Source organism: Streptomyces sp. NPDC039609 (assembly GCF_055596705.1).
The window spans coordinates 60369-85010 of sequence record NZ_JBVIUJ010000022.1 but is presented as its reverse complement, the minus strand read 5'-3'; the positions used below and the strand labels follow the sequence as shown (position 1 = coordinate 85010).

Here is a 24642-nt window from a genome sequence, read left to right as displayed (position 1 = left end):
GCGAACACGTACACGTACGACTGGGCCAACCGCCTGTCGTCCTGGAACAACGGGACGACGACGGAGGCCTACGGTTACGACGCGTCCGGCAACCGGACCCGCGTGGGCGGCGACACGTACACGTACGACGCCCGCAACCGGCTCACCTCGGACGGGCACAGCACGTACACGTACACCGCCCGCGGCACCATGAGCCAGGTCACCGACGAGGGCGGCATATCGACGGCGGTGAAGGCGGACGCCTTCAACCGGGTCATCAACGAGGGCGACCGCACCTACACGTACGACGGCCTCGACCGCGTCCTGAACGCGAAGGACGAGACGGGCTCACCGCTCTACTCGTTCCAGTACAGCGGTGCCGGAAACGACGTGGCCTCGGACGGTGTGACGTCCTACAGCCGCGACGCGGACGGCTCGCTGCTCGGCGTGAAGACGTCCGTGTCGGCGGTGCTGGCACTGACGGACCTGCACGACGATGTGGTGGGGCAGTTCACCTCCGCCGGGGAGGCGTTGTCGGGTTCGACGACGTACTCACCGTTCGGCAAGGTCGTGCAGTCCACCGGCATGCTCGGTGCGCTGGGCTATCAGTCCGGCTGGACGGACCCGCAGACGGCCAAGGTCAACATGGCCGCGCGCTGGTACTCACCGGAGACGGGCCAGTTCAACAGCCGTGACACGGTGGGCCTCAGCGGACTGCCGAACTCGATCGCGGCGAACCGGTACGCGTACGCGGACGGCAACCCGATGACGGGTGTCGACCCGACCGGCCACTGGTTCGAGTGGGCGAAGAAGGCTGTCAAGAAGGTCGCCAAGAAGGTCAAGAAGACCGTCAAGTCGGCCTGGAAGAAGACCAAGAAGGCGGTCAAGAAGGTCGCCAAGGCCGTCAAGAGGGCCGCCAAGAAGGTCAAGAGGGCGGTCAAGAAGGCGGTCAAGAGGGCCGTGCGGCACGTCCGTAAGGCCGTGCGGTACGTGTCCGACAGCGTCCGCAAGGTCAAGAGATACGTCAAACGCACCTACAAGCGGGTCAAGCGCTACGTCCACAAGGTCGTCAAGCACGTCAAGAAGGCCGTGCGGAAGGTCGCCAAGGCGGTCAAACACGTAGCCAAGAAGGTGGTCAAGGCAGCCAAGAAGGTCGGCAGAGCCGTCAAGAAGGCGGCCAAGGCCACAGCCAACTTCGTCAAGCAACACGCCTCGACCATCGCCTCGGTGGCCACCGGCATCGCGGTCTTCGCGGGCTGCACGGCCATCACGGCCGGTGTCGGCGCCCTCGGTTGCGCGGCGCTCGCGGGCGCGGCGGCCAACGGCGTCGGCTACATGATGAGCGACGGTCCGAAGACTCTCGGCGGCTTCCTCGGCGCGGTCGCTGTCGGCGCCGTGACCGGTGTGGTCGGCGGCGCGGTCGGCGGTCTTGCCGCGGGCGCGGCGGGCCGTCTCCTCTCGGGCACGGCGGGGCGGATCCTCTCGGGTGCGGCCAGCGGTGCGGCGGAAGGCGCGGCGACAGGCGCGGTCGAGTACGGCACCTCGTGTGTGAACAGCGACGAGGGCTGCTCGGTCGCGGGCGCGGCGAAGGCTTCGGCCATCGGCGCGGCGATGGGTGGCGTCTTCGGGGCGGCGGGCAGCGCTCGTGGCCCGAAGTCGAAGGCGGGCCCGGAGCCGGATCGTCAACCGACGCCGCCGAGCCCGGGCGGCGGTTCCTGCCCGGTCAGGGGCGGTACGCCGCACAGCTTCACCGCGGCGACCCCGGTCCTGATGGCCGACGGATCGACGAAGAAGATCTCCGAGGTCAAGGCCGGGGACACCGTCCTCACAGCCGAGCCCGGCAAGGCGGCCAAGGAGAAGCACCAAGTAGAGAAGGTGATCGTCACCAAGACCGACCGCGACTACGTGGACGTCACCGTCGCCACGAAGTCCGGTCCCAAGACGATCCAGACAACCAAGCACCACCAGTTCTACGAGGCGACCACCAACGCCTGGACCCAGGCCGGCGACCTCAAGCCCGGCCAGCAGGTCCAGAACGGCGAGGGCGCCCCGGTGACGATCGTCGATGTCAAGGCGTACAAGGCGCAGCGCGTCACGTACGACCTGAGCGTCGCCGGCCTGCACACGTACCACGTGATGGCGGGCGATACGCCGGTCCTGGTGCACAACAAGAACACGCCGATCGCGTGCACGGTCAACGGACGGCACGACGTCTACGGCATTCCCGGTGGCTCGTCCCACGGCACCGGTGCGTACAGCACCATCCCGAAGGACGACCTCATCGACTACGACATCGGCGTGAACGCAGCTCCGGGGTCGACTCCGCCGATCTGCTCCTACTGCCGGGTCAATCCGGCGCAGGCGCTCGACCACGTGGAGGCCCGGAGCAAGGGTGGAGACCTCTCCGATCTCAACCTGACACCGGCGTGCAAACGCTGCAACAGTTCGAAACGGGAACGGGTCGCTCCCAAGACCCCACCGCCCAATTACAAGGGTGACTGGCCGCCACCGTGGTGGCCGGTGAACATGCAGGCAGGCTGGGCCAGCACGTACGGGCTGAGTCCGTACAAGGTGGTCTGACGCGTGACCTGACGCGTGGAGCGGCGCCCTGAGCGCACCGGTCCGGCGTCCCCGTTCGCGGGGATGCCGGACCGGTTAGTCTTATCCGGCTTTCATTCTCTGAAGATGGTGCGGACATGCCGAAGTACATCGTTCACGACGACCCGGCGATCATCACGGACAAGCAGCGCATCGCCATGGCGGACCTCGAGCCGTTCGGCTTTCCCGAGCTGCTGGAGCAGATCTGGCTGGGGCGCCGCGAGGACGGGCTTTTCGTCATGCAGTGCATTCCTTTCCGCGTCTACGGGTTGAACCTTTTCGACGTCGTCCGTCTCGACGAGGACGACGTGCTCGTCGAGGTCGTCTCGAAGGGCGGCCACCGCACCCTGCGGGCCCTGCTCGGGAGGGCCCTCGACCCGGCCGTCCACGAGGCCGTCACGGGTGGCATCGTGGCGCTGGCTCAGGAGGAGGGCTTCGTCCTCGAATGGAGCGGCGACCGGCACGCGGCGATCAACATTCCGGGTGACCGGGACTCCGCCGCGTTCGAGGCGTTCATGCGAGAGCAGAGGGAGGCCGGGACCCTGTTCTGGGAATGGAGCGACGCCAGGCCCTTCGAGGCTCCCCAGCGGTGAACCGGGAGCAGTGACGTAAGCCCCGCCGAAGGTTCGGCGGGGCTTTCTTCGTGCTCTGGGTCGGGCGTCAGCCCGTCTTGACCCAGTCGCCGCAGCCCGTCGTCTTGAAGTAGCCGTCCGACTTCGAGACCTTCACGATCGCCGTGCCCGACACGTTGTCGTTCGCCAGGATCGAGTCCATGCCGTGGCTCGCGTCCTTCGAGCGCTCCCAGTAGCAGCCGGCGTCCTTGTTGCCCGTCGACTTGTACGTGCCGGGGGCGATGTCCACGCCCACCTTGAACATGCCGCCGTCGCCCTTCGGCGCCGTCTTCGGGGTTCCGGTGGCCTTCTCGTCGACGGCCTCCCACTCCTTGCAGCCGGAGGACTTGAAGAGCTTGTCCGACGCCTTGATCTGGACGTAGCTCGTGCCCTTGACGTTGTCGTTGGCGAGGATCGAGTCCATTTCGCCCGACGAGTCCTTGGCGCGCTCCCAGTAGCAGAGGGCGTCCTCGTTGCCGCTGGTGCGGTAGAGGCCCGGCTTCACGTCCGTGCCCACCTCGAAGTCACCGTCGCCGTCGATCGTGACGGCCTTCTTCTTCGCGGGGGCCTCGGAGGTGCTCGGGGCCTTCTTCTCCGCGGACGTCTTGTTGCCGCCGGCGGTCGTCGGCGTGTCGTCGCCGCCTCCGCCCGCCGCCGCACCGATCACGACGATCGCGACGATCGCGCCGACGGCGGTGAGGACCTTGTGGCGGGCGAACCAGTTGCGCTGCTTCTGCGGGGCGGTGGTGTGAGACATGGCTGTGGCACCTTCCGGGGCGCTGGTGTGAACTCCGTTTGCGATGGGTCAATCACAGCAGAGCGTGTGAACCGAGTCAACCAGGTTCACGAGATTTGGATCGGCTCACACTGTGAACCGGTGTCATCGGTATGCTCGGTGTTCACGGACGCACGAGGGGAGACGGACAGGTGCCGGACGAGCACGCAGCAGAGGTCACCGCCGCCGGAATCGCCCGGCTCGCCGGCGTCGGCCGGGCCGCCGTCAGCAACTGGCGACGCCGCCACGAGGACTTCCCCAAGCCGGTGGGAGGTACCGAGACCAGCCCCTCCTTCGCCCTCGCCGACATCGAGCAGTGGCTGCGCGACCAGGGAAAGCTCGTCGAGGTCCCGCTCCGCGAGCGCGTCTGGCAACAGCTCGCCGCCCACCCGGCCGGGACGGTCACCGCCCTCGTCCACACCGGTTGCGCACTCCTGCTCGTACGGGACCGGCCCACCGGATGGCTCGAGGCCGCCGCGCTCTCCGACGAGCGCCTGGCCGACGTCCTGCCGTCCGCGCTCGAAGAGCTCCTGACCGCCCGCTTCGGGCTCGACCGCGCCGTGCGGACCCCCGCGCCCGGTGAACTCGCCCCCTCCGTGACCCTGATGCGCGGCGCCGCTGAACTCGCCGCCGAACTCGGCGCACGCCAGGCCTTCGAGTTCCTGCTCGGCCGTCACCTGGACGCCAACCCGCGTCAGTACACGCTCACCCCGCCCGGCCTCGCCGAGCTGATGGCCGCGCTGGTCGCCGAGGCCGGCGGCGCCGGCCCCGCTCCGACCGTCCTCGACCCCGCCTCCGGCACCGGCGGACTGCTGCGAGCCGTCCCGCACCCCTCCGCGCTCTACGCGCAGGACGCCGACCCCGAACTCGCGGCCCTCACCGCCCTGCGCCTCGCCCTGCACGGCGACGCCGACATCCGCTCCGCCGCCGGCGACACCCTGCGCGCCGACGCCTTCCCCGCGCTCTCCGCCGACGCCGTCCTGTGCCACCCCCCGTTCAACGAACGCGGCTGGGGGCACGACGAACTCGCCTACGACCCCCGCTGGGAGTACGGCTTCCCGGCCCGCACCGAGTCCGAACTGGCCTGGGTCCAGCACGCCCTCGCCCGGCTCCGCGACGGCGGCACCGCCGTGCTGCTCATGCCCCCCGCCGTCGCCTCCCGCCGCTCGGGCCGCCGCATCCGCGCCGACCTGCTGCGCCGCGGTGCCCTGCGGGCCGTGATCGCCCTGCCCGCCGGCGCCGCACCCCCGTACGGCATCCCGCTCCACCTGTGGGTGCTCAACCGCCCCGGCCGCGACCACCGGCCCGCCCCCGAACTGCTCCTCGTCGACACCACCTCCCTCGTGCCGGACGGCGGACGCGACAAGCTGCCCTGGCAGACCGTCCAGGGTGCGGTCCTCGACGCCTGGGGCGGCCGGGACGAACCCGGCGTCAGCCGCTCCGTCCCCGTCATCGAACTCCTCGACGACGACGTCGACCTCGCCCCCGCCCGCCACCTGGCCGACCCCGCCGCGGGCGGTTCCGCCGCCGAACTCGAAGCCGTCCGCGCGCGCCTGGACGAGACCCTGCGCCGCACCCTCGCCCTCGCCCCCACCCCGGCAGCCCCCGCCCGTGCCGCGGCCCGCACCCTCACCACGGTCGGCGAACTCGCCCGCGCCGGAGCCCTCCAGCTCCGGTCCGGCGGCGCCGGCACCTCCCCGGCCGGCGGCCCCGTCCTGACCGAGCACGACGTCCTCTCCGGAGCCGCGCCGTCCGGAACGCTCCCCGACGGCCCCGCCGAGGACCCCGTCCTCGTCGAGGAGGGCGATGTCGTCGTCCCCGTCCTCGGCGGCGGCTCCATCGCCCGTGTCGTCGACGCCACCACCGCCGGCGCCGCCCTCGGCCGCAACCTCCAGCTCCTGCGCCCCGATCCGGCCGCGGTCGACCCCTGGTTCCTCGCCGGCTTCCTGCGCGGTACCGCGAACAACCGGCAGGCCAGCAGCTTCGCCTCCACCGCCACCCGACTCGACGTCCGCCGCCTCCAACTGCCCCGACTGCCCCTCACCGAGCAGCGACGCTACGGCGAACGCTTCCGCGCGCTCAGCGCGTTCGAGGAAGCGCTGCGGCTGGCGGGCAGGCTCGGCGAGCAGCTGGTGCAGGGCCTGTACGACGGACTCGCGGACGGCACGGTGCAGCCGGAATGACGGTGCGACCGCAGTGACAGGGCGGAAGTGACGGGGCGGCAGTGACGGGTGCGACATGGCTTCCGTACAACCCTGGGCCGGGCATGTGTGTCGCCTTATACGCTCGTACTCCGCCTCGCCCGTTCGTACCCGAGGAGCTGCACCCATGCACGGTCACGCGCCCATGACGCCACCGCGCCCCGGCCCGTCGGCGGGCGTGATCGCCGTGCGCGTGATCATTTGCGTGCTGGTCGTGCTCTCCTTCGGGTTCTTCGCGTGGATCGGGATGCTGCGGATCGCGATCATGCGACGGACCGCCAGGGACTGGGCGCTGTTCTGGGGGCAGCTCGTGCTCAACATCGCCTGTCTGTCCACGCTGGAGCAGAGCCTCGCCGACCACTGGATCTCGAACGTGGGCATGGCCGGACTGCTGGTGCAGATGGCCGCCGTGACCGCGTACTACCTGGTCGTCGACATCAGGCACCACCAGAAGCCGGTCATGCCCGTCACGCCTGTCGGGCCGTACGCCGGCGGCTACGGGTACGGGTATCCCGCGACGGCCGCGACGGCGCCTCAACCGCCGTACACCGCACCCCAGTCGTACGCCGCACCCCAGCCGTACGCCTCGCCTCAGCCGTACGCCGCACCCCAGCCGGATGCCTTCCAGCCGAACGCTCCCCAGGCCATGCCGCCCACCGACCACCCCACGCCGCCCCGCACCGACCAGGTCCGCGCCGAACTGGACGAGCTCAGCAACCTCCTCCGTAAGGAAGAGGGGAAGTGAACGGACGCTTCATCGATGGCCGTTACGAACTCTCCACGGTCATCGGCCAGGGCGGCATGGGGCAGGTGTGGACGGCGTACGACGGACGGCTCGACCGCCGCGTGGCCGTCAAGCTGCTCCGCCCCGCCACCATGACCGGCCCCGCCACCGCGGCGGAGGAGCTCCGGCGCCGCTTCGTGCGCGAGTGCCGGGTCACGGCCCAGGTCGACCACCCCGGCCTGGTCACCGTCCACGACGCAGGCAGCGACGGCGACGACCTCTACCTCGTCATGCAGTACCTCGACGGCGCGGACCTCGCCGACCATCTCGCCGAGCACGACCCGTATCCCTGGGAGTGGGCCGTCTCCGTCGCCGCGCAGCTGTGCGCGGTGCTGGCCGCCGTGCACGCGGTCCCGATCGTCCACCGCGACCTCAAGCCCCGCAACGTGATGGTGCGTCCCGACGGCACCGTCACCGTCCTCGACCTCGGTGTCGCCTCGGTCCTGGACACCGACACCACCCGCCTCACGCACACCGGTTCGCCCATCGGCAGCCCCGCCTACATGGCGCCCGAGCAGGCGATGGGCGGCGCCGTCGGCCCGTACACGGATCTGTACGCGCTCGGCATCCTGCTCCACGAACTCCTCAGCGGAAACGTGCCGTTCGCCGGCTCGACCGCGCTCGGGGTCCTGCACCGCCACCTCTACGAGCCCCCGGTCCCGGTCCGCCGGCTGCGCCCCGAGGTGCCGGAGGCCCTGGAGGCGCTCGTCCTGCGGCTGCTCGCCAAGGACCCCCAACACCGCCCCTCCGGTGCGCACGAGGTGTACGAGGCGCTGCTGCCGCTGCTGCCCGCGCGCGGCGCCCCCGCGGGGCCGCTCGACCCGACACGTCCCTTCCTGCGCCCGCACGCGCCCTGGCCCGACCGGGCGTCCGTCCCCGCACCGCCGGTCGCACCGCCCGTCGCGCGCCCCGATGTGGCCGCCACCGTCGACGAGGTCAAGCGGCTGCTCGGCGAGGGCTCCCTCACGCGGGCCGTCGACCTCCTCGGCTCGATCCTCCCGGCGGCCGCCGCCGAACACGGCGAACACTCGCCCGTCGTTCGGATCCTGCGCAAGCAGTACGCGACGACCCTCATGGACGACGGCCAGTACCGCCGCGCCCTCCCGGAACTGCGCCGCCTCGCCGACGACCGCGCGGCCGAGGCCGGCCCGGCCGACCCGCAGACCCTTCAGTTCCGCTACGAGGCGGCGCAGTGCCTGGAACAGCTGGGGGAGACGGCGGCCGCGCTGACGGAGTACCGCGCGCTCCTGCCGTTCCACGAACACGGCGCGGACCAGGCCCGGTTCTTCGACATCCGGCGGCGGATCGGGATGCTGCTCCTGGCGATGGGCGACCACACGGCCGGCCACCAGCAGCTCCAGGCGCTGCTGTACGACACGGAGCGGACGTACGGCCCGTACCACGCGCTTCCGACGGATCTGCGGCGTGCGCTGGCGCGCCAGCAGCAGATGGGTCGGTTCGCCTGACGGGGCGCCAGAATCACGAGTCCACAACTGATGGAGAAGTGGATCTTTTGGGTCCGTTTTGCCCGTTCAGGGCGATGTAGCGTTCGCGTCTGATCATGCTCACGTCCCCAAGGAATCCCTCATGACGACGCCGCCGCCCGCCACCCCCGACCAGCCCCTCGCGCCCGTCGAGCCCCAGAAGCCGAAGGGTGGCGTCGGCAAGAAGATCCTCGGCGTCGTCGTGGCGATCGCCATCGCCCTCGCGGTGAAGTTCGGATGGGGAGCCATCAACGGTGACATCCCCACGCACGCCGAGGTCGGCGACTGCATCACGGTGACCGGCAAGGAGACCGACCCCAAGGTCGAGACCAAGAAGTGCACGGACAAGGTGCCGGACCTCTTCAAGGTCACCAAGGTCATCGACGGCACCTTCGACCTCGAGAAGTGCGGCGGCTCCCCGGCGCTCGCGCAGGAGTGGGACTACGAGAAGTTCGTGCTCTGCATGGAGCCCGTCACGAGCTGACGACGCCTCCGGGTGTGACGAAGGGCCGGACCCCCCTCGGGTCCGGCCCTTCGTCGCGTTCACTGCGGCTTCCCGAGTACCTCCGTCAGCGCGGAGATGCTGTGCCCGCCGTGCCCGGCCTCGACCGCCCGCCGCAGAAGCTCGTGGAACGGCTTGTGCCACTCCACGTCGAGACCCGCTTCCCTGCCGAACTCCTCGTCATGGGCGGCTCCGGCGAGGAACATGCCCACCGAGGACGCGGGCTCGCTGTAGTCGCCGCTGTCGATCTCCTCGGCGAAGGAAGGCAGGACGGAGTTGATCATCTCGAACCATTTGACGCTGAACCGCACCATCGAGGCCGCGTCGAGCCCGCGGGCCCGCAACGCCGCCGCGCCCTGGAAGAAGCCGACGAGCGCGGGCAGCAACGTGCCGCCCACCGCCATCTCGTACAGGGCGGCGAGGTCGGGCTCGGAACCGAGATGGACGGTGTCGCCGCCCAGCACCCGGAGCGTCTCCTCGAACTCCGCGAAGACGGCGGAGTCGCCGCCGTAGTAGAGGAGCGTGCTCTCGGCGCCGACGGCGGCCGGCACGTTCTTGACCGCCCCGCCGAGAAAGCGCGCACCGTGCCCGCCCGCCCACGCGGCCATCCGGCGCGCGCCGGCCGGCGACCCGCTGTTGAGCGTCACCAGAGCCCGCCCGTCGAGCACGCCGGCGGCCGGCCGGAGGGCCTCGATGGTGTCCTCGTACGTGGTGAGACATGCGACGACCAACCGGCCGGCCCCGACCGCCTCCTCCACCCTCCGGGCGTGCACGGCCCCCTTGGCGACGAGCGGCGCGGCCTTCGACGCGGTCCGGTTCCAGACGGTCGTCGGGTGCCCGGCGTCGATGAACGCCCGGGCCAGCGCGCTCCCCATCGAGCCCAGCCCGAGGACGGTCACGGGTACGGGGTGGTGGCCTGGCATGGGTGTGCTCCTGTCAGGAGGGGGCGGTGGATGTGATCCATGCTGCGAGGGCGCCAACGGGGCCACAAGTACTGACAAATTTGTCTGTGGGATCCCCACCGCCATACTCGGTCGACGAACCCACCCCCGGAGGCCGAGCGTGACCCTTCAGCCCGAGCGCGTCCACACCCCTCGGCTCACCCTGCTCCCCCTCGCCGTGCACCACGCCGAGGAGATGGCCGGTGTGCTGGGCGCCCCGGCGCTCTACGGCTTCATCGGTGGCGCCCCACCCACCCCGCAGGCGCTGCGCGCCCGCTACGAGCGGCTCGTCGCGGGATCGCCCGAGCCCGGGGTCTCCTGGTGCAACTGGGTCGTTCGGCTCACGGACGGAGGGAGCCTCGTCGGGACCGTGCAGGCGACCGTCGACGGCAGGGAGGCCGCCGAGGTCGCCTGGATCGTGGGAGCCCCGTGGCAGGGGCGTGGCATCGCCGTCGAGGCGGCGCGGGGGCTTGTCGGGTGGCTCGGCGCGCAAGGGGTGCGGAACCTCGTCGCGCACATCCACCCCGACCACGCGGCGTCCGCGGCCGTCGCCACCGCCGTCGGGCTCGCACCCACCGACGAGTGGCACGACGGGGAGGTCCGATGGCGGCTCCGGGTGCCGTCGGGCCCGGTCCCGCCGGGCGTGTGCCTCCGGCGGGAGTCCTGACCTACGGGCGAGGCCTCAGCGGCCCGTGTCGCCCGCCGACGCCATGGCCATGTCGCGGGCACGATCCCCGACCGGAACCGAAGCAGACCCCGAACCCGACACCGACTCCGCGCCGGCCGGCGTCGGCGCCGCAGTGTTGAGACGTATCTCCTGGACCCCGCGCCGCATCCCCGAGCGCAGGCGCTTCGACAGCGGGCGCTCCACGAGACGGTGGATCAGCCAGGACGCGACCAGCATGGCGGCCGTCACCGAGGTGACGAGGGCGACGGGCGGGACCCGGTCGCGGAAGTGGTGGATGAGCGTGATGCCCACCGCCATGTGGATCACGTACAGCGGGTACGTGATCGCTCCCGCGGTCTTCAGCCAGCGCCACTGGATGCGGTCGAGGAGACCGAGCGCGACGGCCGCGATCGCGAGGAAGCCGAGTGCGATGACCAGCCGTGCGGGCCAGGTCGGCAGCTGCTCCGAGAGCTGGAGGCCGAGGTTCGTCCGCATCCGTCCGCGGACGTACTGCTGGGCGAGGAGGAACTGGACCCCGACGATCGCCCACAGCAGCATGGTGGGCCGGTAGCGGTGCATCAGGTAGAAGGCGATGCCGGCTATGAAGTACGGCGCGTACTGCGGCATCGAGAAGAAGTGGAGCAGCCGGAAGTCGGTGGTCGGTGCGGCGACCGCCGCCAATGTCCAGATTCCACAGAAAATGACGCAATTGCGGTAGGTGACGCCGCGGAACACGACAAGCGCGAAGAGTGCGTAGAACTTGAGCTCCACGAACAGCGTCCAGTACGAGTGGTCCACATGCCCGACGCCCAGACCGCCCTGCATCATCGTCAGGTTGACGAGGACGTCGCTCCACTCCTCTATGTGGCGGAGTTCCTTGACCTCCGGCAGGAGGTAGAGGGTGAGCGCGGTCAGTGCGATGCCCGCCCAGTAGGCGGGGAACAGCCGGGACACCCGGGACACGGCGAAATCGCCGACGGTGCGTCCCCAGACGCTCATGCAGATGACGAAGCCGCTGACGATGAAGAAGATCTCGACACCGAGCCAGCCGTACAGCGCGAAGGGCCGGAGCGCGGGAAACAGCTCGGCCGTGTTCCTGTCCCACGCCGTATTGAGGCCTATGTAGTGGTAAAGCACCACGACCAGGGCTGCGGTGATCCGGATGCCGTCCAGCGCGAAGAGACGCGTGCCCGGCTCTTTCTTGCTGTCGGCTCCCCTGATGCCGGGCATGGCGGGGCCTCCCCTCGAATGGATATTCCAGAGGGACCGTACAGTCGACGCACAGAATCCACACAGCCGGGGGGTTCGTGTCCTTGCTCACTCAGGTGAGCGCTTCGGCCGACTCCCGTGTCTCTCCCCCATCTCGGGCCCCGTCGCTGAGCGGGTCCGGCGCCCCGGCCCGTCGGCGGGGCCGCGTCCTTCGCTCCCACGCCGTCAGGGCAACCGACAGGATCAGTGCCGCCGCCCCCGCCGCCAGGCCCGCTCGTAGACCCGGTGGGCGGAAGTCGCAGGTCACCGATGTCCGGCCGCCGATCCCGGTCGCCACCAGGCCGCCGTACGAGTCGGCCGGGCGGTCGTCGCACGTCCAGCCCGCGATTCGGGGGGACGCGAGCACCACCGTCCCCTTCGTTCCCGGCGGGAGTTCGGCGCGGATGCCGCTGTCGGTGACGTGGACCGAGGCGATCGAGGCCGCCGCCTTCGCGCGCAGGGCGTCCACCGCCGTCCTCAGCCGCTCGCGGTCCAGGCAGCCGACCTGGTGGCCGCGTGTGCGGTCGCCTTTCAGGACCGGCTTCGTGCCCGCCGTCTCCTGCGGGCCCAGCGAGGCGAGCGCGGCCCGCCACTTCGGCATCCCGCCCGCGAGCTTCACCGTCCGACCGCCGGGACCGAGCCGAGCGGTCCCCCGCATGTCGGGCGCCCAGAGGAAGACCTCGCTGCCGACCGGGCAGACCCCGTCGGCGGGCAGCGTGTACACGGACGAGCCCAGCAGCATCTCCTGGTTCCGGAACGGTGAGGCCCCGTACCGGGGAGCGTCGGCGCCCTCCGGACGTACCGTCACCAGCGGCAGCGCCGGCTCCGTCCGCACCACCCGGCCGTCCCGCCATCGGGCGCCGACTCCGAACAGCGCGTCCGTCACCGGGTTGTCGAGGCTCTGCAGATTGCGGCCGCGCGAGGTCCAGCCACCGCCGAGCGCGGCCAGCGTCCTCGTCAGCACCTCCGGGGTGTGGCTGCTGTAGTACGCGACGCCCTGGCCGCCCAGAAGAAGTGGTTCGTTGCCGGTGATCTGCGGACGGCCGGAGTCGGTGCGGTACTCCGGCCAGCCGTCGGCCTCCGCGAGCGCCGCCGTCCGCCGGTCCTGCTCCGTGTCCCAGGCCGGATAGTCGTCGAGCCGGGACAGCCGCTCCCGGTCTGCGTACGCCGTCGTCGCGGCGGCCTGCCCGACGAGCGACCCCGCCAGGAGCACCGCCGCCACGACCCCGTACCGGCCACGACCCCGGGCCGCCGACCACAGCGCGCCGCCGGCCGCCGCGATGCCGACGGCGAGCAGAGGGTACGTCCAGCCGGTCACCAGCTCGCTGGCCGTCGCGCCCACGGCGACCGCCGCCACCACGCCCGCTCCGCCGAGCAGCTCACGCCGTCCCGGCCAGCCATGGGAGAGGGCGAGCCAGGCGGCGAGGACCAGGACGCCGCAGAGGACGAAGGTCTGCCGGTACGGGCTGCCGTTGGGGGTGGCGAAGACATGCCACACCAGGTGCGTGGGCCCCCACTGCATCGACACGGCGACGGCGACGGCGAACCCGGCCCACACCAGGCGCTCCCGCCGCGGCACCTTCCGGTGGAAGAGCAGCGCGCCCGCGAGCAGCAGGGTTCCCGTACCGAGGAAGGCGGCGGGGGAGGAGAAGCTGTACGTCGCCGGAAGCAGCCGCGCGAAGAAGTCCGTCCAGTCCACCGGCTGGAACTGCCTCGTCACACCGGGGTACGCGCGCGTGGAGCCGAGAAAGACCGGCACCAGGACCGGCGCGGCGAGCCCGATCCCGAGCAGCACGGTCACCACGGCCCGCACCAGGACACGGATCCGGAGCTCGTTCGCCAGGAGGAGACGGACGAGAAGCACCAGGGCCGCGCCGAGGGTGGCCATGTACGCGGTGTAGAAGTTCGCGACCCAGCACACGGCGACGACCGCCGGTCCGAGCAGCGGCCGACGTCCCTCCCGTATCCAGTCGCCGACCAGGCACAGCAGCGGGAAGGCGATCAGGCCGTCCAGCCACATCGGGTTGTACGTGGCTTCCATGACGGCCCAGCCGCACAGCCCGTACGAGGCGCCCAGCACCGCCGCCGCCCACCAGGGGCCCGGCCGCAGCCGCAGCAGCGCCACCGTCATGGCGGCCGCCGCGGCGGCCATCTTCAGGATCGTGACGACATAGACCGCGTACTCGATGTCCGGGCGCGGGAAGAGCGCGACGAGGAGCGCGAACGGGCTGCCCAGGTACGTCCCGAGGTCGGGCAGGAAGCTGGTGCCCCAGCCGGACTGCCAGTTGAGGAGCAGCCCGCCCTGGGCCTTCCCGTGCAGCAGGTCCCACAGATGGGCGTGGTACGGGACGAACTGGTTGGACAGGTCGTTGACGCCGCGCCGCTCGGGCCCGAACGGGAAGGTGCGGGCGACGGCGTCTCCCGCGCAGACGGCGAGCGCGGTGAGGAACGCGGTGAGGGCGGCGGCGCGGCCCACGATCCGTCTCGTCTGATCAGGCATGATGGAGTGAATATGCCAGTACGGAACGCGAAATTGTGTTCCCCCGGGGCCAGTTCACTCAATGGTCGCCTTGCCGTCATGTTTCGAATCGGCCGACGACATCCGGGTGGGTTGTCGTGGCCGGTGTGCTGCTCTCGATCGTGATCCCGTGTTTCAACGAAGAAGAGATCATCGGTCGCTTCCACGACCATGTGACCGCCGAACTCTCCCGCTTCGACGGAGAATTCGAGCTGGTCTATGTGGACGACGGAAGCCATGACCGTACGCTCCCGCTCCTGGAGGAGATCGCCGCCTCCGACCCGCGCGCCCGCTACGTCTCCTTCAGCCGGAACTTCGGCAAGGAGGCCGCGATGCTGGCCGGCCTCCAGCACGCGGAGGGCGACGCCGTCGTCATCATGGACGCGGACCTCCAGCACCCGCCGGAGCTCGTGCACCGCATGGTGGGCCTGCACTCCGAGGGGTACGACCAGGTCATCGCCCGGCGCACCCGCAAGGGCGACCGGGTCACCCGCACGCTGACCGCGCGCGCCTACTACTGGGCGATCAACCGCCTGGTGGACGTCGAGCTGGTGGACGGGGTCGGCGATTTCCGGCTGCTCTCCCGCCGCACCGTCGACGCGATCCTCGAACTCACCGAGTACAACCGATTCTCCAAGGGCCTTTTCGCCTGGGTGGGATTCCGCACCACCACATTCGAGTACGAGAATGCGGTGCGTGAGGAGGGCCGCTCGAAATGGACCTTCGGAAAGCTGCTCAACTACGGACTCGACGGGCTGCTCTCCTTCAACAACAAGCCGCTCCGGGCCGCCGTGTACATGGGATTGATCCTGGTGTCCGTAGCTCTGGCATACGCGGCCTGGATCGTCGGCGTCGCCCTGGTGAAGGGCGTGGAAACCCCCGGATACGTCACGCTGCTCGTCATCGTCACGGCGCTGGCCGGGGTGCAGATGGTGATGCTGGGGCTGGTCGGCGAGTACGTGGGCCGTATCTATTACGAGGTGAAGCGCCGCCCGCACTTCCTGGTGAAGGCGACGAACGCGGACGTTCCGGGGCCGATCGGTCCGCGGGCCGCCACCACCCGAACACGTGAGTCGTTGATTGAGGCAGTCGCGTCGAAGTAGTGGCCCAGGCCACGGCGACTGCCTAACATCGATCAACGCAAGGCCGTTGATCCCGCCCGTCGCCCGACCACCACCCCTCAACGAGGCGCTTCGCGCCGCACCTGTTGAATGACCCACGCCGGGAGGCTCCTTTGCACCGCCGCACTGCGCTCTCCGTCTCCGCCGCGCTCCTCGCCGCGGCCCCGCTGCTCGCCGCATGCGGTGGTGAGCCCCACCCAGGGGCCGCTGCGGTCGTCGGCGGCGAACGGATCGAGGTGTCCAGCCTCCAGGCGCAGGTGCGCGACGTCCGGACCGCGCAGCAGGCGTCGCCGCAGGCGGCGGAGCTGATCCAGGCGACCGGGGACCTCAGCCGCGAGAAGCTCAACGTGATGATCTTCGACAAGGTCGTGGACAAGGTCGCCGCGGACAACGGGATCACCGCCTCCCGCGGGGAGATCCAGAAGGCGCGCGGTGAGTTCGCCGAGCAGAGCGGCGGCGAGACCCAGCTCGCCGCGATGCTGCTCCAGCAGCAGGGCATCGCCCCCGACCAGATCGACACGGTCGTCCGCCGCACGGTCCTCATGAACAAGATCGCCGCGAAGCTCGGCATCGCGAACACCCCCGAGGGCCAGCAGAAGCTCACCGAGGTCTTCACGGCCGCGTCGAAGGCGCTCGACATCGACGTGAACCCGCGCTTCGGTGCCTGGGACGACAAGAAGATCCAGCTGGGCACGTACACCCCGTCCTGGGTGCGCCCGATCACCCAGGACCAGGCGGCCGTGGAAGCGGGCGCCTAGAGGGTGCCCGCCCCACGTAAGGTCGAAGGGTGAACGCTGAAGCACCCGTCGAGCCCGGCCGTATCGTTCTGCTCACCGCCAGCCACCGCGTGGCGCCCGGACTGCTGTCCTGGCCCGCGTGGCAGGCGCTGCACGGCGCAGACCGGGTGTTGTGCGGCGACGAGCACCACCCGCAGCTGCCGTACCTCCGCGAGGCGGGTGTCGCCGTCGAGCACGCCCGCCCCGCCGCGCAGGAGCTCGTCGACGCCTGCGCCGGGGGACGGACCGTCGTGGTCCTGCCCTCCGGCGAGGGCGACCAGGCCCTGACCGACGGGCTCGCCCGGCTGGCCGGCTCCGGCCGCGTCACCATGCCCGACCTGGAGCTCCTGCCCGGCTCGTACGACCTGCCCGGCGCCCGCCTCCTCGACCTCGTGCAGGTCATGGACCGCATCCGCCGCGAATGCCCGTGGTCCTCGCAGCAGACGCACAAGGGGCTCACCAAGTACGGCATCGAGGAGGCGTACGAACTCGTCGAGGCGATCGAGGACGGCGACCGCGACGAGCTGCGCGAGGAGCTCGGGGACGTCCTCCTCCAGGTCGTCTTCCACGCCCGGATCGCCGAGGACCACGAGGAGGAGCCGTTCTCCGTCGACGACGTGGCCGGGACGATCGTGGAGAAGCTGATCCACCGGCACCCGCACGTCTTCGGCGACGCGACGGCCGAGACGCCGGAGGAGGTCAAGGCGCACTGGCTGCGCACGAAGGCGATCGAGAAGCAGCGCGCGTCGGTGACCGACGGGGTGCCGCTGGGGCAGCCCGGACTCGCGCTCGCCGCGAAGCTGGCGGGCCGGGTACGCACGGCCGGCCTGGACGTGGCCCTGCCGACGGGCGAGGGCATCGGCTACGAGCTGCTCGCCCTGGCCGCCCGCGCGGAGGCCTCCGGCGTCGACCCGGAGGCGGCTCTGCGGGCCGCGGCCCGCGCCTACCGCGACACGATCCGCGCGGCGGAGGGCGTCCCGACCGTCTGAGCCTCAGGGCCGGCGGGGAGCGCGGGCCTCGGGGTTGTGCCAGAAGGGTTCCGGGGGCTCGATGAGCCACTCGGCGGTGGAGGCCGGGCGGGGGCGGAGACCCGCGGCCGGCAGGTGGTCGTGGTGGAGCCGGGCCGCGCCGAGGTGCTCCAGGACGGGCAGGGTCTCGGCGAGGAAGCCGGGCGGGCCCGCGAGGTACACGTCGTGGGAAGGCCAGTTGCCGCAGGCGTACAGCGCGTGGATCAGCCGCTCGGTCGCCTGGTCGCGCGGGTGGTCAGGCGCGGAGGCTATGTACGTGACGTTCAGCCCGGGTATCCGCTCCTTCAGGCGCGCGACGTCCTCCCGCCCGTACAGATACTCCTTGGCCCGGGCGACCAGGAAGAGCCGGGCCTCGGTCCCCTCGGGACCCCCGGCCACCTCCTCGAGGAGCGCTTTGACCGGCGCCCAGCCGGTGCCTGCCGCGATGTAGGTCCGGGGCGTGTCCGGCGCCGTCCGTGAGATCAGCGCGCCGCCGGGCGCGCTCAGCCGCAGCGGCTCGCCCTCGCGCACCTCGTCGACGAGCGCGGTGCTCATCGCGCCGCCCGGGATCCGGCTGATGTGCAGATCCACGGTGCCGTCCGCCCGGGCCGCGTTGGCCAGGGAGTACGTCCGCCACACCCGGGGGACCCGCAGCGAGCTGACGCCCGCGTACTGCCCGGGCAGATACGTGAAGGGCCGGCGCGGGCGCAGCGTCAGCACCGCCAGGTCCTCGCCGAGCCGCTCGTGGCGCGCCACGACGGCGTCCCACCAGGCCGGCTCCCCGTCCTCCGCCGCCGCCTCTGCGCCCCGCATCATCAGGTCGGCGACGTACCCGTACGCCTCGGTCCACGCCTTCTCGGCCTCGACGGTCCAGGCGGCCCCGGCGGTGTGCGCGAACGCGGCGGTCACGCTGGCCCCGACGGCGGCGTAGAGGGCGGGCGTCGCCAGGAACTTGCGGTGGTCGCGGCCCAGATGGGCGAGGTAGCGCGGAAGCGCGGGGTCCTCCAGATGGGTCACCACATGGGTGAGCGCGGCGAAGAGCCGGTCGCGCTGCGGGCGCATGTCCTCGGGGAAGAGCTCGCGGACGCCCGGGTTGTTCCAGAAGAGATGGGAGTAGAAGAACGCGACGGCGTGTTCGGCCCGTCTCTCGACGACGGCGAACGTGCTCCTGAGCAACTGGGCATCCACTCCGGAGAATCTAGGGGGTGCCCGGCGGATCTCGACCGTGGACGCAAGGACACGTGACGGTCGCCCCGGCCGCCGGTTCTCGCGCACCCGCACGGGACCACGGGCCCGCCGGCTCCCCGGACCCCCGCCACCGACCACGGGCCCCCGGCTCCCCGGGCCTCCGCCGCCGACCACGGGCCCCCGGCTCCCCGGGCCTCCGCCGCCGACCACGGGCCCGCCGGCTCCCCGGACCCCCGCCACCGACCACGGGCCCCCGGCTCCCCGGGCCTCCGCCGCCGACCACGGGCCCCAGCTCCCGGCCTCCGCTGCCGACCACGGGCCCCCGGCCTCCGGCGGGCCGGGGTAGTGGCGACCTTGTACCGTCTCAGGGTGAGCACGCCCCCCGCCGAACCCCCCGCCCCCGAGCTCTTCACCTGGGAGTTCGCGACCGATCCGTACCCTGCCTACGCCTGGCTGCGCGAGCACGCTCCCGTCCATCGGGCGAAGCTGCCCAGCGGGGTCGAGGCCTGGCTGGTGACGCGGTACGCGGACGCCCGGCAGGCCCTCGCCGACCAGCGTCTGTCGAAGAACCCGGCGCACCACGACGAGCCCGCGCACGCCAAGGGGAAGACGGGGATCCCGGGGGAGCGCAAGGCCGAGCTGATGACGCATCTGCTCAACATCGACCCGCCCGACCACACCCGGCTGCGCCGACTGGTCTCGAAGGCGTTCACGCCGCGCCGGGTCGCCGAGTTCGCACCGCGGGTGCAGGAGCTGACGGACCGGCTGATCGACTCGTTCGCGGCGAAGGGCGAGGCGGACCTCATCCACGAGTTCGCGTTCCCGCTGCCCATCTACGCGATCTGCGACCTGCTCGGCGTTCCGCGCGAGGACCAGGACGACTTCCGGGACTGGGCCGGGATGATGATCCGGCACGGCGGAGGGCCGCGCGGCGGGGTGGCGCGGTCGGTCAAGAAGATGCGTGGCTATCTGGCGGAGCTGATCCACCGCAAGCGGCTCGACCCGGGCGACGATCTGATCTCGGGGCTCATCAAGGCGTCCGACCATGGCGAGCACCTCACCGAGAACGAGGCCGCCGCCATGGCCTTCATCCTTCTCTTCGCGGGGTTCGAGACCACGGTCAACCTGGTCGGCAACGGGGTGTACGCCCTGCTGCGCAACCCGGGCGAGCGCGAGCGGCTCCAGGCCTCGCTCGCGGCGGGGGAGCGGGGACTCCTGGAGACCGGTGTCGAGGAGCTGCTGCGCTTTGACGGGCCGGTGGAGCTGGCGACCTGGCGGTACGCCATGGAGCCGCTGACCATCGGCGGGCAGGAGATCCCGGCGGGCGACCCGGTCCTCGTCGTGCTGGCCGCCGCCGACCGCGACCCGGCGCGCTTCGACGAGCCGGACACGCTCGATCTGTCCCGGCGCGACAACCAGCACCTCGGCTACGGGCACGGCATCCACTACTGCATCGGCGCACCGCTCGCCCGGCTCGAAGGGCAGATCGCGCTCTCGACCTTGCTGACTCGCCTGCCAGACCTGCGACTTGCCGCGGATCCGGCCGATCTGCGGTGGCGCGGAGGGCTCATCATGCGGGGATTGCGCACGCTTCCGGTCGAGTTCTCCCCTTTGGGTGACTGACGATCCGTCAAGACTGTGACTTTTACGTGATCTCCGCTGCATCGACTTGTTACTGACGTTCGAATGCCGCTACGTTCACCGTCATCTCAGCAGTCACGCGAAAGGCTCTCCGCATGCGCTCCGGGAACGGACGACACCGCAGACCCCGCCAGGCCCCCGCCATAGTCGTCGCCGCAGGCGTGACCGGATCCGCGCTGGCGATGCCGCTGCTCGCCGCGGGCTCCGCCTCGGCCGCCGACGCCGCCACCTGGGACCGGGTGGCCGAGTGCGAGACGGGCGGCCTGTGGAGCGCACACTTCGGCAACGGCCTCTATGGCGGACTGCAGTTCACGCAGGAGACCTGGGAGACGTACGGCGGTCTGTCGTACGCGACCAGTGCGGACCTCGCGAGCCGTGCCCAGCAGATCGCGGTGGCGGACAAGGCGCTCGCCGCCGGCTCCACGCAGTGGGCCACCTGCGCCCCGATCGCCGGACTGACGAACGACGGCGCCGCGCCCGGCGTCGACCCGGGGCCTGCGGTCACTCCGGAGGAGCCCACGGGCCCCGTCGAGGAGTCGAACCGGACGGCGGGCCTTCCGGCCACCCCCGGGGCCACCGCCCCCGAGACCGCCGCCCCCGGGACCACCGAGCCCTCGACGTCGGGCCCGACCGCCATTCCCGAGACCTCCGTCACGCCCTCCGCACCGGCGACTCCGGGCACCGGTAAGCACCGCGGTGACGCGGCCCCGGAGGAGACGGTCAATCCGGGCAAGAGCGGCGAAAACGGTCGACATGCCGCACCGACGGACGCTCCGGCTGATGAGCCGACAGGTGAGGCGACCCCGGGCGGGAATGGGGAGGAGTCGGACAGTGCGGACGTAGCGGGCGTCGAGGATGTCAAGGATCCCAAGGACTCCACGGGCGTTACGGACACCAAGGGCAACTCGGGCGAATACACCGTCAAGCCGGGCGACAATCTGACCGACATTGCGCGGGAGAACGAACTGCCGGGCGGCTGGGGCGCCCTCTATGACGCCAACCGCTCGACGGTGGGTGCCGATCCCGACCTCATCGTCCCTGGCCAGAGCCTCGACCTGACGATCGATCTCCTCCCGTCGAAGGGGTAGTTCGGGGTCGTATGTCCGGTTCTGTGCAACTGAGACATGGGTCTCTTTGCCTCAACTGGCATATCGCGTCCGCAAAGTTTGCTTCCGTCACCTCTCACCTGCGTAAACACCCTTCGTCCCGAAGTGGGTACGGGCGATATTTCCCCAATGGGCCTCTTTGAACTTCGGAGAGGTCTGTGTCTACGGTCAGCACCGCTCGCCACCGCGGGCCCCGTCGACCGATACGCCGAATCCTGCCGTCGGCCGATGGGAACAGTCGTCGCGTCATGCGCCGAAGGCAGGAGCGGGGGACCCAAGGTAAGTGCCGCCCCCGGCCGTTGAGACAGACGGCCGAGGATGCGGCTCGGGGTGAAGCCGCGCGCCAGGTCGCGCGGCCGGGCAACTCACATGGCCCGAACCCGACAGCTCACCTCGCAGGCGTCGGTGAGGAGATTCCCCATGCTGTTTTCCGCCAAGGGCAAACACCGTCGTGCCTCCAAGGCCACCCGCGCCGTCGCCCTCGCCGGCATCGCCGGTGTCGCCGTCGCCGCGCCGCTCATGACCGCCGGGTCCGCCTCGGCCGCGACCGCCTCCGAGTGGGACGTCGTCGCCCAGTGCGAGTCCGGTGGCAACTGGGCCATCAACACCGGCAACGGCTACTACGGCGGCCTGCAGTTCTCCGCCTCCACCTGGGCCGCCTACGGCGGCACCGCGTTCGCCGCCACCGCCGACCAGGCCTCGAAGTCGCAGCAGATCCAGATCGCCGAGAAGGTCCTGGCCGGCCAGGGCAAGGGTGCCTGGCCGAGCTGTGGCGTGGGCCTCTCCAGCGCCGCGTACACCGGCGGCGCCGCCGAGAGCGCGCCTGCCCAGGCCGCCCCGGCCGCCCCCGAGCGCAAGGCCGAGCAGCCGACGACCCGCAGCGAGCAGCGGACCGCCCCGAAGGCCGAGGCGAAGACCGTCACCACCCCCACCGGCAAGAAGGTCGCGAAGGGTGACGGCGAGTACAAGGTCGTCGCCGGCGACACCCTGAGCAAGATCGCCGCCGCCCAGAAGGTCGAGGGCGGCTGGGAGAAGCTCTTCGAGCTGAACAAGGACGTCGTCGAGGACGCCGACCTGATCCACCCGGGCCAGCAGCTTCACCTGAAGTGAGCCCGGCGGTTCGCGTGAGTCCGGCGGCTCACGCGGCCCCTCCGACCCTCCCGCGGTGACCACCCCGGCCCGGCGCACCCTCCCCCGTGTGTGCCGGGCCGGGGTTCCGCGTTCCCCGGCTCCGCGTGCGCCGGAGTTCCCGGATGCGGGGTTCCCGTAGCCCTCTCCCCGCGTTACCGGTGAGTAGGTCTGGGGTGTTTTGACCCGAGATACCTGCCCTCGGGTCCTTTTTCGTCCCAGGGGGCGGGCGCCGGGCGGGCCGGAGCCCCGGAGCCGGTTAGGCTCTTGGCGCAAGGCCAAAGCGACCCTGCACAGCAAGCGTCACATCTAGCGTCACATCCCAGAAGGAGATGCTCGTGCCGTCCATCGACGTCGTCGTAGCCCGGGAAATCCTGGACTCCCGAGGCAACCCCACGGTCGAGGTCGAGGTCGGCCTCGACGACGGCAGCACCGGTCGTGCTGCTGTTCCGTCCGGTGCCTCCACCGGTGCGTTCGAGGCCATTGAGCTCCGTGACGGAGACAAGAACCGCTACCAGGGCAAGGGCGTCGAGAAGGCCGTCCTCGCCGTGATCGAGCAGATCGGCCCGGAGCTCGTCGGCTACGACGCCACCGAGCAGCGCCTGATCGACCAGGCCATGTTCGACCTGGACGCCACGGACAACAAGGCCTCGCTCGGCGCCAACGCCATCCTCGGCGTCTCCCTCGCCGTCGCGCACGCCGCGTCCGAGGCCTCCGACCTCCCGCTCTTCCGCTACCTGGGCGGCCCGAACGCGCACCTGCTGCCCGTTCCGATGATGAACATCCTGAACGGCGGCTCGCACGCCGACTCCAACGTGGACATCCAGGAGTTCATGATCGCGCCGATCGGCGCGGAGTCCTTCTCCGAGGCCCTGCGCTGGGGCACCGAGGTCTACCACACCCTCAAGGCCGTCCTGAAGACGAAGGGCCTGTCCACCGGCCTCGGCGACGAGGGCGGCTTCGCCCCGAACCTGGACTCCAACCGCGAGGCGCTCGACCTCATCCTCGAGGCCATCAAGCAGGCGGGCTACGTCCCGGGCAAGGACATCGCGCTGGCGCTCGACGTCGCCGCGTCCGAGTTCTACAAGGACGGCTCGTACGAGTTCGAGGGCAAGTCCCGCACGGCCGCCGAGATGACCGAGTACTACGAGGAGCTCGTCTCCTCGTACCCGCTGGTCTCCATCGAGGACCCGCTGTTCGAGGACGACTGGGCCGGCTGGAAGGTGCTCACCGACAAGCTGGGCTCCAAGGTCCAGATCGTCGGCGACGACCTGTTCGTCACCAACCCGGAGCGCCTGGCCCGCGGCATCGAGGAGGGCACCGCCAACGCCCTGCTCGTCAAGGTCAACCAGATCGGTTCGCTGACCGAGACCCTGGACGCCGTCGAGATGGCCCAGCGCAACGGCTTCAAGTGCATGATGTCCCACCGCTCCGGCGAGACCGAGGACGTCACCATCGCCGACCTGGCCGTCGCCACCAACTGCGGCCAGATCAAGACCGGTGCCCCGGCCCGCTCCGAGCGCGTCGCCAAGTACAACCAGCTCCTGCGCATCGAGGAGATCCTCGACGACGCCGCGGTCTACGCCGGCCGCAGCGCCTTCCCGCGCTTCAAGGGCTGACACCGGCTCACGGGCTGACACCGGCTCAGGCCGGCGTCGGCCCAGGGCCGGTAGCGGCTCAAGGGCTGTCCAGCCCGTCGTACATACGTCCCCGCACTCGGTCCCGTACCGTGTGCGGGGACGCACGCTTTACGGCGCAGGAGAAGGGGAGGCGACACGACATGGCCGCGAAGGACCGGGACCGGTTCTCGACCGCGACCCGGATCAGGCTGCTCGGCGAGCAGACCGCCGCCCGTGTCTACCGCTCCCAGACCCGCCGCCAGGCCCGCCGCTCGCGGCTCACCGGCCGCGCGGCCTTCCTCGCCCTGGTCGTCTGCTCGCTGGTGGTGGCGCTCGCCTACCCCATGCGGCAGTACGTCTCCCAGCGCGGCGAGATCGCCGAGCAGGAGCGCCAGGCCGCCGAGGCCGCCGCCCGGGTCGAGGAGCTGCGGGACGAGAAGGCCCGCCTCCAGGACCCGGCCTACGTCCGCCGCCTCGCCCGCGAGCACCTGCACTACGTGCTGCCCGGCGAGACCGGCTTCACCGTGAACGACCCCGAGGCCGAGCGCGCCCGGCGCGAGGAGCAGAGCGCGGCCGACCGCCCCTGGTACTCCGACCTCTGGGACGGCGTCGACCGGGCCGACGCGAGCCGTTAGCGCCCCGGCGCGAGATGATGGGCCCACACCCCGGGCCCGGCCGGCCCCATCGCGGTCCGGTCCGTCCCACGCGACCGGGCCCGCCCGGAAGCAGACCGCCCCCGACGAGAAGA

General features: G+C 71.1%; 20 protein-coding genes and 1 riboswitch. Of the genes, 15 read left to right on the top strand and 5 right to left on the bottom strand.

The features are described from left to right. Together ACZ561_RS38895 and ACZ561_RS38890 are read left to right on the top strand one after the other, a co-directional pair. Positions 1–2559, top strand: a 2559-nt coding sequence (locus ACZ561_RS38895) for an RHS repeat-associated core domain-containing protein (RefSeq protein ID WP_471004687.1), incomplete at its 5' end; no start/stop codon positions are given. Between the two features lie 116 nt (positions 2560–2675). Further along, a complete protein-coding gene (locus ACZ561_RS38890; RefSeq protein WP_471004685.1) occupies positions 2676–3170 on the top strand; it encodes a DUF4265 domain-containing protein in 495 nt (164 codons plus the stop codon). A 67-nt stretch (positions 3171–3237) separates the two neighbouring features. On the opposite strand, the gene ACZ561_RS38885 is transcribed toward ACZ561_RS38890, so the two are convergent. Further along, complete coding sequence (locus ACZ561_RS38885; RefSeq protein WP_471004683.1) at positions 3238–3945, bottom strand: hypothetical protein; 708 nt, start codon at positions 3943–3945, stop codon at positions 3238–3240. Positions 3946–4076: 131 nt separating this feature from the next. Between ACZ561_RS38885 and ACZ561_RS38880 the strand changes: the two genes are divergently transcribed. The 4 genes from ACZ561_RS38880 to ACZ561_RS38865 all read left to right on the top strand — a co-directional run bounded on the left by ACZ561_RS38880 (position 4077) and on the right by ACZ561_RS38865 (position 8916). Continuing rightward, the gene (locus tag ACZ561_RS38880) at positions 4077–6146 is read left to right on the top strand and encodes an N-6 DNA methylase (RefSeq protein WP_471004681.1); all 2070 of its coding nucleotides are present in this window, start codon (positions 4077–4079) and stop codon (positions 6144–6146) included. Between the two features lie 145 nt (positions 6147–6291). After that, positions 6292–6909, top strand: a complete 618-nt coding sequence (locus ACZ561_RS38875) for a hypothetical protein (RefSeq protein ID WP_471004679.1) — start codon at positions 6292–6294, stop codon at positions 6907–6909. Then, positions 6906–8414, top strand: a complete 1509-nt coding sequence (locus tag ACZ561_RS38870; RefSeq protein WP_471004677.1) for a protein kinase domain-containing protein — start codon at positions 6906–6908, stop codon at positions 8412–8414. The genes ACZ561_RS38875 and ACZ561_RS38870 overlap by 4 nt, the downstream gene beginning before the upstream one ends. 121 nt (positions 8415–8535) lie before the next feature. Continuing rightward, positions 8536–8916 (top strand): LppU/SCO3897 family protein, encoded by a 381-nt coding sequence (locus tag ACZ561_RS38865; protein ID WP_471004675.1) that lies wholly within the window; start codon positions 8536–8538, stop codon positions 8914–8916. A gap of 59 nt (positions 8917–8975) precedes the next feature. Here ACZ561_RS38865 and ACZ561_RS38860 read toward each other — a convergent pair whose 3' ends face one another. Next, entirely contained in the window at positions 8976–9857 is an 882-nt protein-coding gene (locus ACZ561_RS38860) for an NAD(P)-dependent oxidoreductase (protein WP_471004673.1), read from the bottom strand. Between the two features lie 139 nt (positions 9858–9996). Between ACZ561_RS38860 and ACZ561_RS38855 the strand changes: the two genes are divergently transcribed. Next, positions 9997–10542: a GNAT family N-acetyltransferase gene (locus ACZ561_RS38855; RefSeq protein WP_471004671.1), complete on the top strand. Its 546-nt coding sequence runs from the start codon at positions 9997–9999 to the stop codon at positions 10540–10542. A gap of 15 nt (positions 10543–10557) precedes the next feature. Here the strand turns inward: ACZ561_RS38855 and ACZ561_RS38850 are convergent, their stop codons facing one another. Together ACZ561_RS38850 and ACZ561_RS38845 are read right to left on the bottom strand one after the other, a co-directional pair. Further along, positions 10558–11772: an acyltransferase family protein gene (locus tag ACZ561_RS38850; protein ID WP_471004669.1), complete on the bottom strand. Its 1215-nt coding sequence runs from the start codon at positions 11770–11772 to the stop codon at positions 10558–10560. Between the two features lie 91 nt (positions 11773–11863). Further along, a complete protein-coding gene (locus tag ACZ561_RS38845) occupies positions 11864–14290 on the bottom strand; it encodes a YfhO family protein (protein ID WP_471004667.1) in 2427 nt (808 codons plus the stop codon). Positions 14291–14415: 125 nt separating this feature from the next. Between ACZ561_RS38845 and ACZ561_RS38840 the strand changes: the two genes are divergently transcribed. The 3 genes from ACZ561_RS38840 (at position 14416) to ACZ561_RS38830 (ending at position 17194) form a co-directional block, all read left to right on the top strand. Continuing rightward, positions 14416–15411, top strand: coding sequence for a glycosyltransferase family 2 protein (locus tag ACZ561_RS38840; RefSeq protein ID WP_471004697.1), 996 nt, complete (start codon positions 14416–14418; stop codon positions 15409–15411). 131 nt (positions 15412–15542) lie between these two features. Then, positions 15543–16187, top strand: a complete 645-nt coding sequence (locus tag ACZ561_RS38835; RefSeq protein ID WP_471004665.1) for a SurA N-terminal domain-containing protein — start codon at positions 15543–15545, stop codon at positions 16185–16187. 29 nt (positions 16188–16216) lie between these two features. Beyond that, positions 16217–17194 carry a nucleoside triphosphate pyrophosphohydrolase gene (locus ACZ561_RS38830; protein ID WP_471004664.1) on the top strand — a complete coding sequence of 326 codons (978 nt, stop codon included), beginning with the start codon at positions 16217–16219 and terminating at the stop codon, positions 17192–17194. A 3-nt stretch (positions 17195–17197) separates the two neighbouring features. Here ACZ561_RS38830 and ACZ561_RS38825 read toward each other — a convergent pair whose 3' ends face one another. Next, a complete protein-coding gene (locus ACZ561_RS38825; RefSeq protein ID WP_471004662.1) occupies positions 17198–18400 on the bottom strand; it encodes a globin domain-containing protein in 1203 nt (400 codons plus the stop codon). Between the two features lie 369 nt (positions 18401–18769). On the opposite strand from ACZ561_RS38825, the gene ACZ561_RS38820 reads away from it, so the two are divergent. From ACZ561_RS38820 to ACZ561_RS38800, 5 genes are all read left to right on the top strand, one after another. Beyond that, entirely contained in the window at positions 18770–20023 is a 1254-nt protein-coding gene (locus tag ACZ561_RS38820; RefSeq protein WP_471004660.1) for a cytochrome P450 family protein, read from the top strand. Positions 20024–20136: 113 nt separating this feature from the next. Continuing rightward, positions 20137–21129: a transglycosylase family protein gene (locus ACZ561_RS38815; protein WP_471004658.1), complete on the top strand. Its 993-nt coding sequence runs from the start codon at positions 20137–20139 to the stop codon at positions 21127–21129. A 259-nt stretch (positions 21130–21388) separates the two neighbouring features. Beyond that, positions 21389–21564, top strand: a riboswitch (cyclic di-AMP (ydaO/yuaA leader). A 3-nt stretch (positions 21565–21567) separates the two neighbouring features. Further along, a complete protein-coding gene (locus tag ACZ561_RS38810) occupies positions 21568–22257 on the top strand; it encodes a transglycosylase family protein (protein WP_471004656.1) in 690 nt (229 codons plus the stop codon). Between the two features lie 350 nt (positions 22258–22607). After that, positions 22608–23894 (top strand): phosphopyruvate hydratase, encoded by a 1287-nt coding sequence (eno, locus tag ACZ561_RS38805; protein WP_471004654.1) that lies wholly within the window; start codon positions 22608–22610, stop codon positions 23892–23894. 161 nt (positions 23895–24055) lie between these two features. Next, entirely contained in the window at positions 24056–24529 is a 474-nt protein-coding gene (locus ACZ561_RS38800; RefSeq protein WP_329119740.1) for an FtsB family cell division protein, read from the top strand. The last annotated feature ends 113 nt before the right edge of the window (positions 24530–24642 follow it).

Bases quoted from the DNA above. Each gene is read 5' to 3' on its own strand.
- ACZ561_RS38890 (WP_471004685.1), top strand. From the start codon at position 2,676: ATGCCGAAGTACATCGTTCACGACGACCCGGCGATCATCACGGACAAG.
- ACZ561_RS38885 (WP_471004683.1), bottom strand. From the start codon at position 3,945: ATGTCTCACACCACCGCCCCGCAGAAGCAGCGCAACTGGTTCGCCCGC.
- ACZ561_RS38880 (WP_471004681.1), top strand. From the start codon at position 4,077: ATGCTCGGTGTTCACGGACGCACGAGGGGAGACGGACAGGTGCCGGAC.
- ACZ561_RS38875 (WP_471004679.1), top strand. From the start codon at position 6,292: ATGCACGGTCACGCGCCCATGACGCCACCGCGCCCCGGCCCGTCGGCG.
- ACZ561_RS38865 (WP_471004675.1), top strand. From the start codon at position 8,536: ATGACGACGCCGCCGCCCGCCACCCCCGACCAGCCCCTCGCGCCCGTC.
- ACZ561_RS38860 (WP_471004673.1), bottom strand. From the start codon at position 9,857: ATGCCAGGCCACCACCCCGTACCCGTGACCGTCCTCGGGCTGGGCTCG.
- ACZ561_RS38850 (WP_471004669.1), bottom strand. From the start codon at position 11,772: ATGCCCGGCATCAGGGGAGCCGACAGCAAGAAAGAGCCGGGCACGCGT.
- ACZ561_RS38845 (WP_471004667.1), bottom strand. From the start codon at position 14,290: ATGCCTGATCAGACGAGACGGATCGTGGGCCGCGCCGCCGCCCTCACC.
- ACZ561_RS38815 (WP_471004658.1), top strand. From the start codon at position 20,137: ATGCGCTCCGGGAACGGACGACACCGCAGACCCCGCCAGGCCCCCGCC.
- ACZ561_RS38810 (WP_471004656.1), top strand. From the start codon at position 21,568: ATGCTGTTTTCCGCCAAGGGCAAACACCGTCGTGCCTCCAAGGCCACC.
- eno (WP_471004654.1), top strand. From the start codon at position 22,608: ATGCTCGTGCCGTCCATCGACGTCGTCGTAGCCCGGGAAATCCTGGAC.
- ACZ561_RS38800 (WP_329119740.1), top strand. From the start codon at position 24,056: ATGGCCGCGAAGGACCGGGACCGGTTCTCGACCGCGACCCGGATCAGG.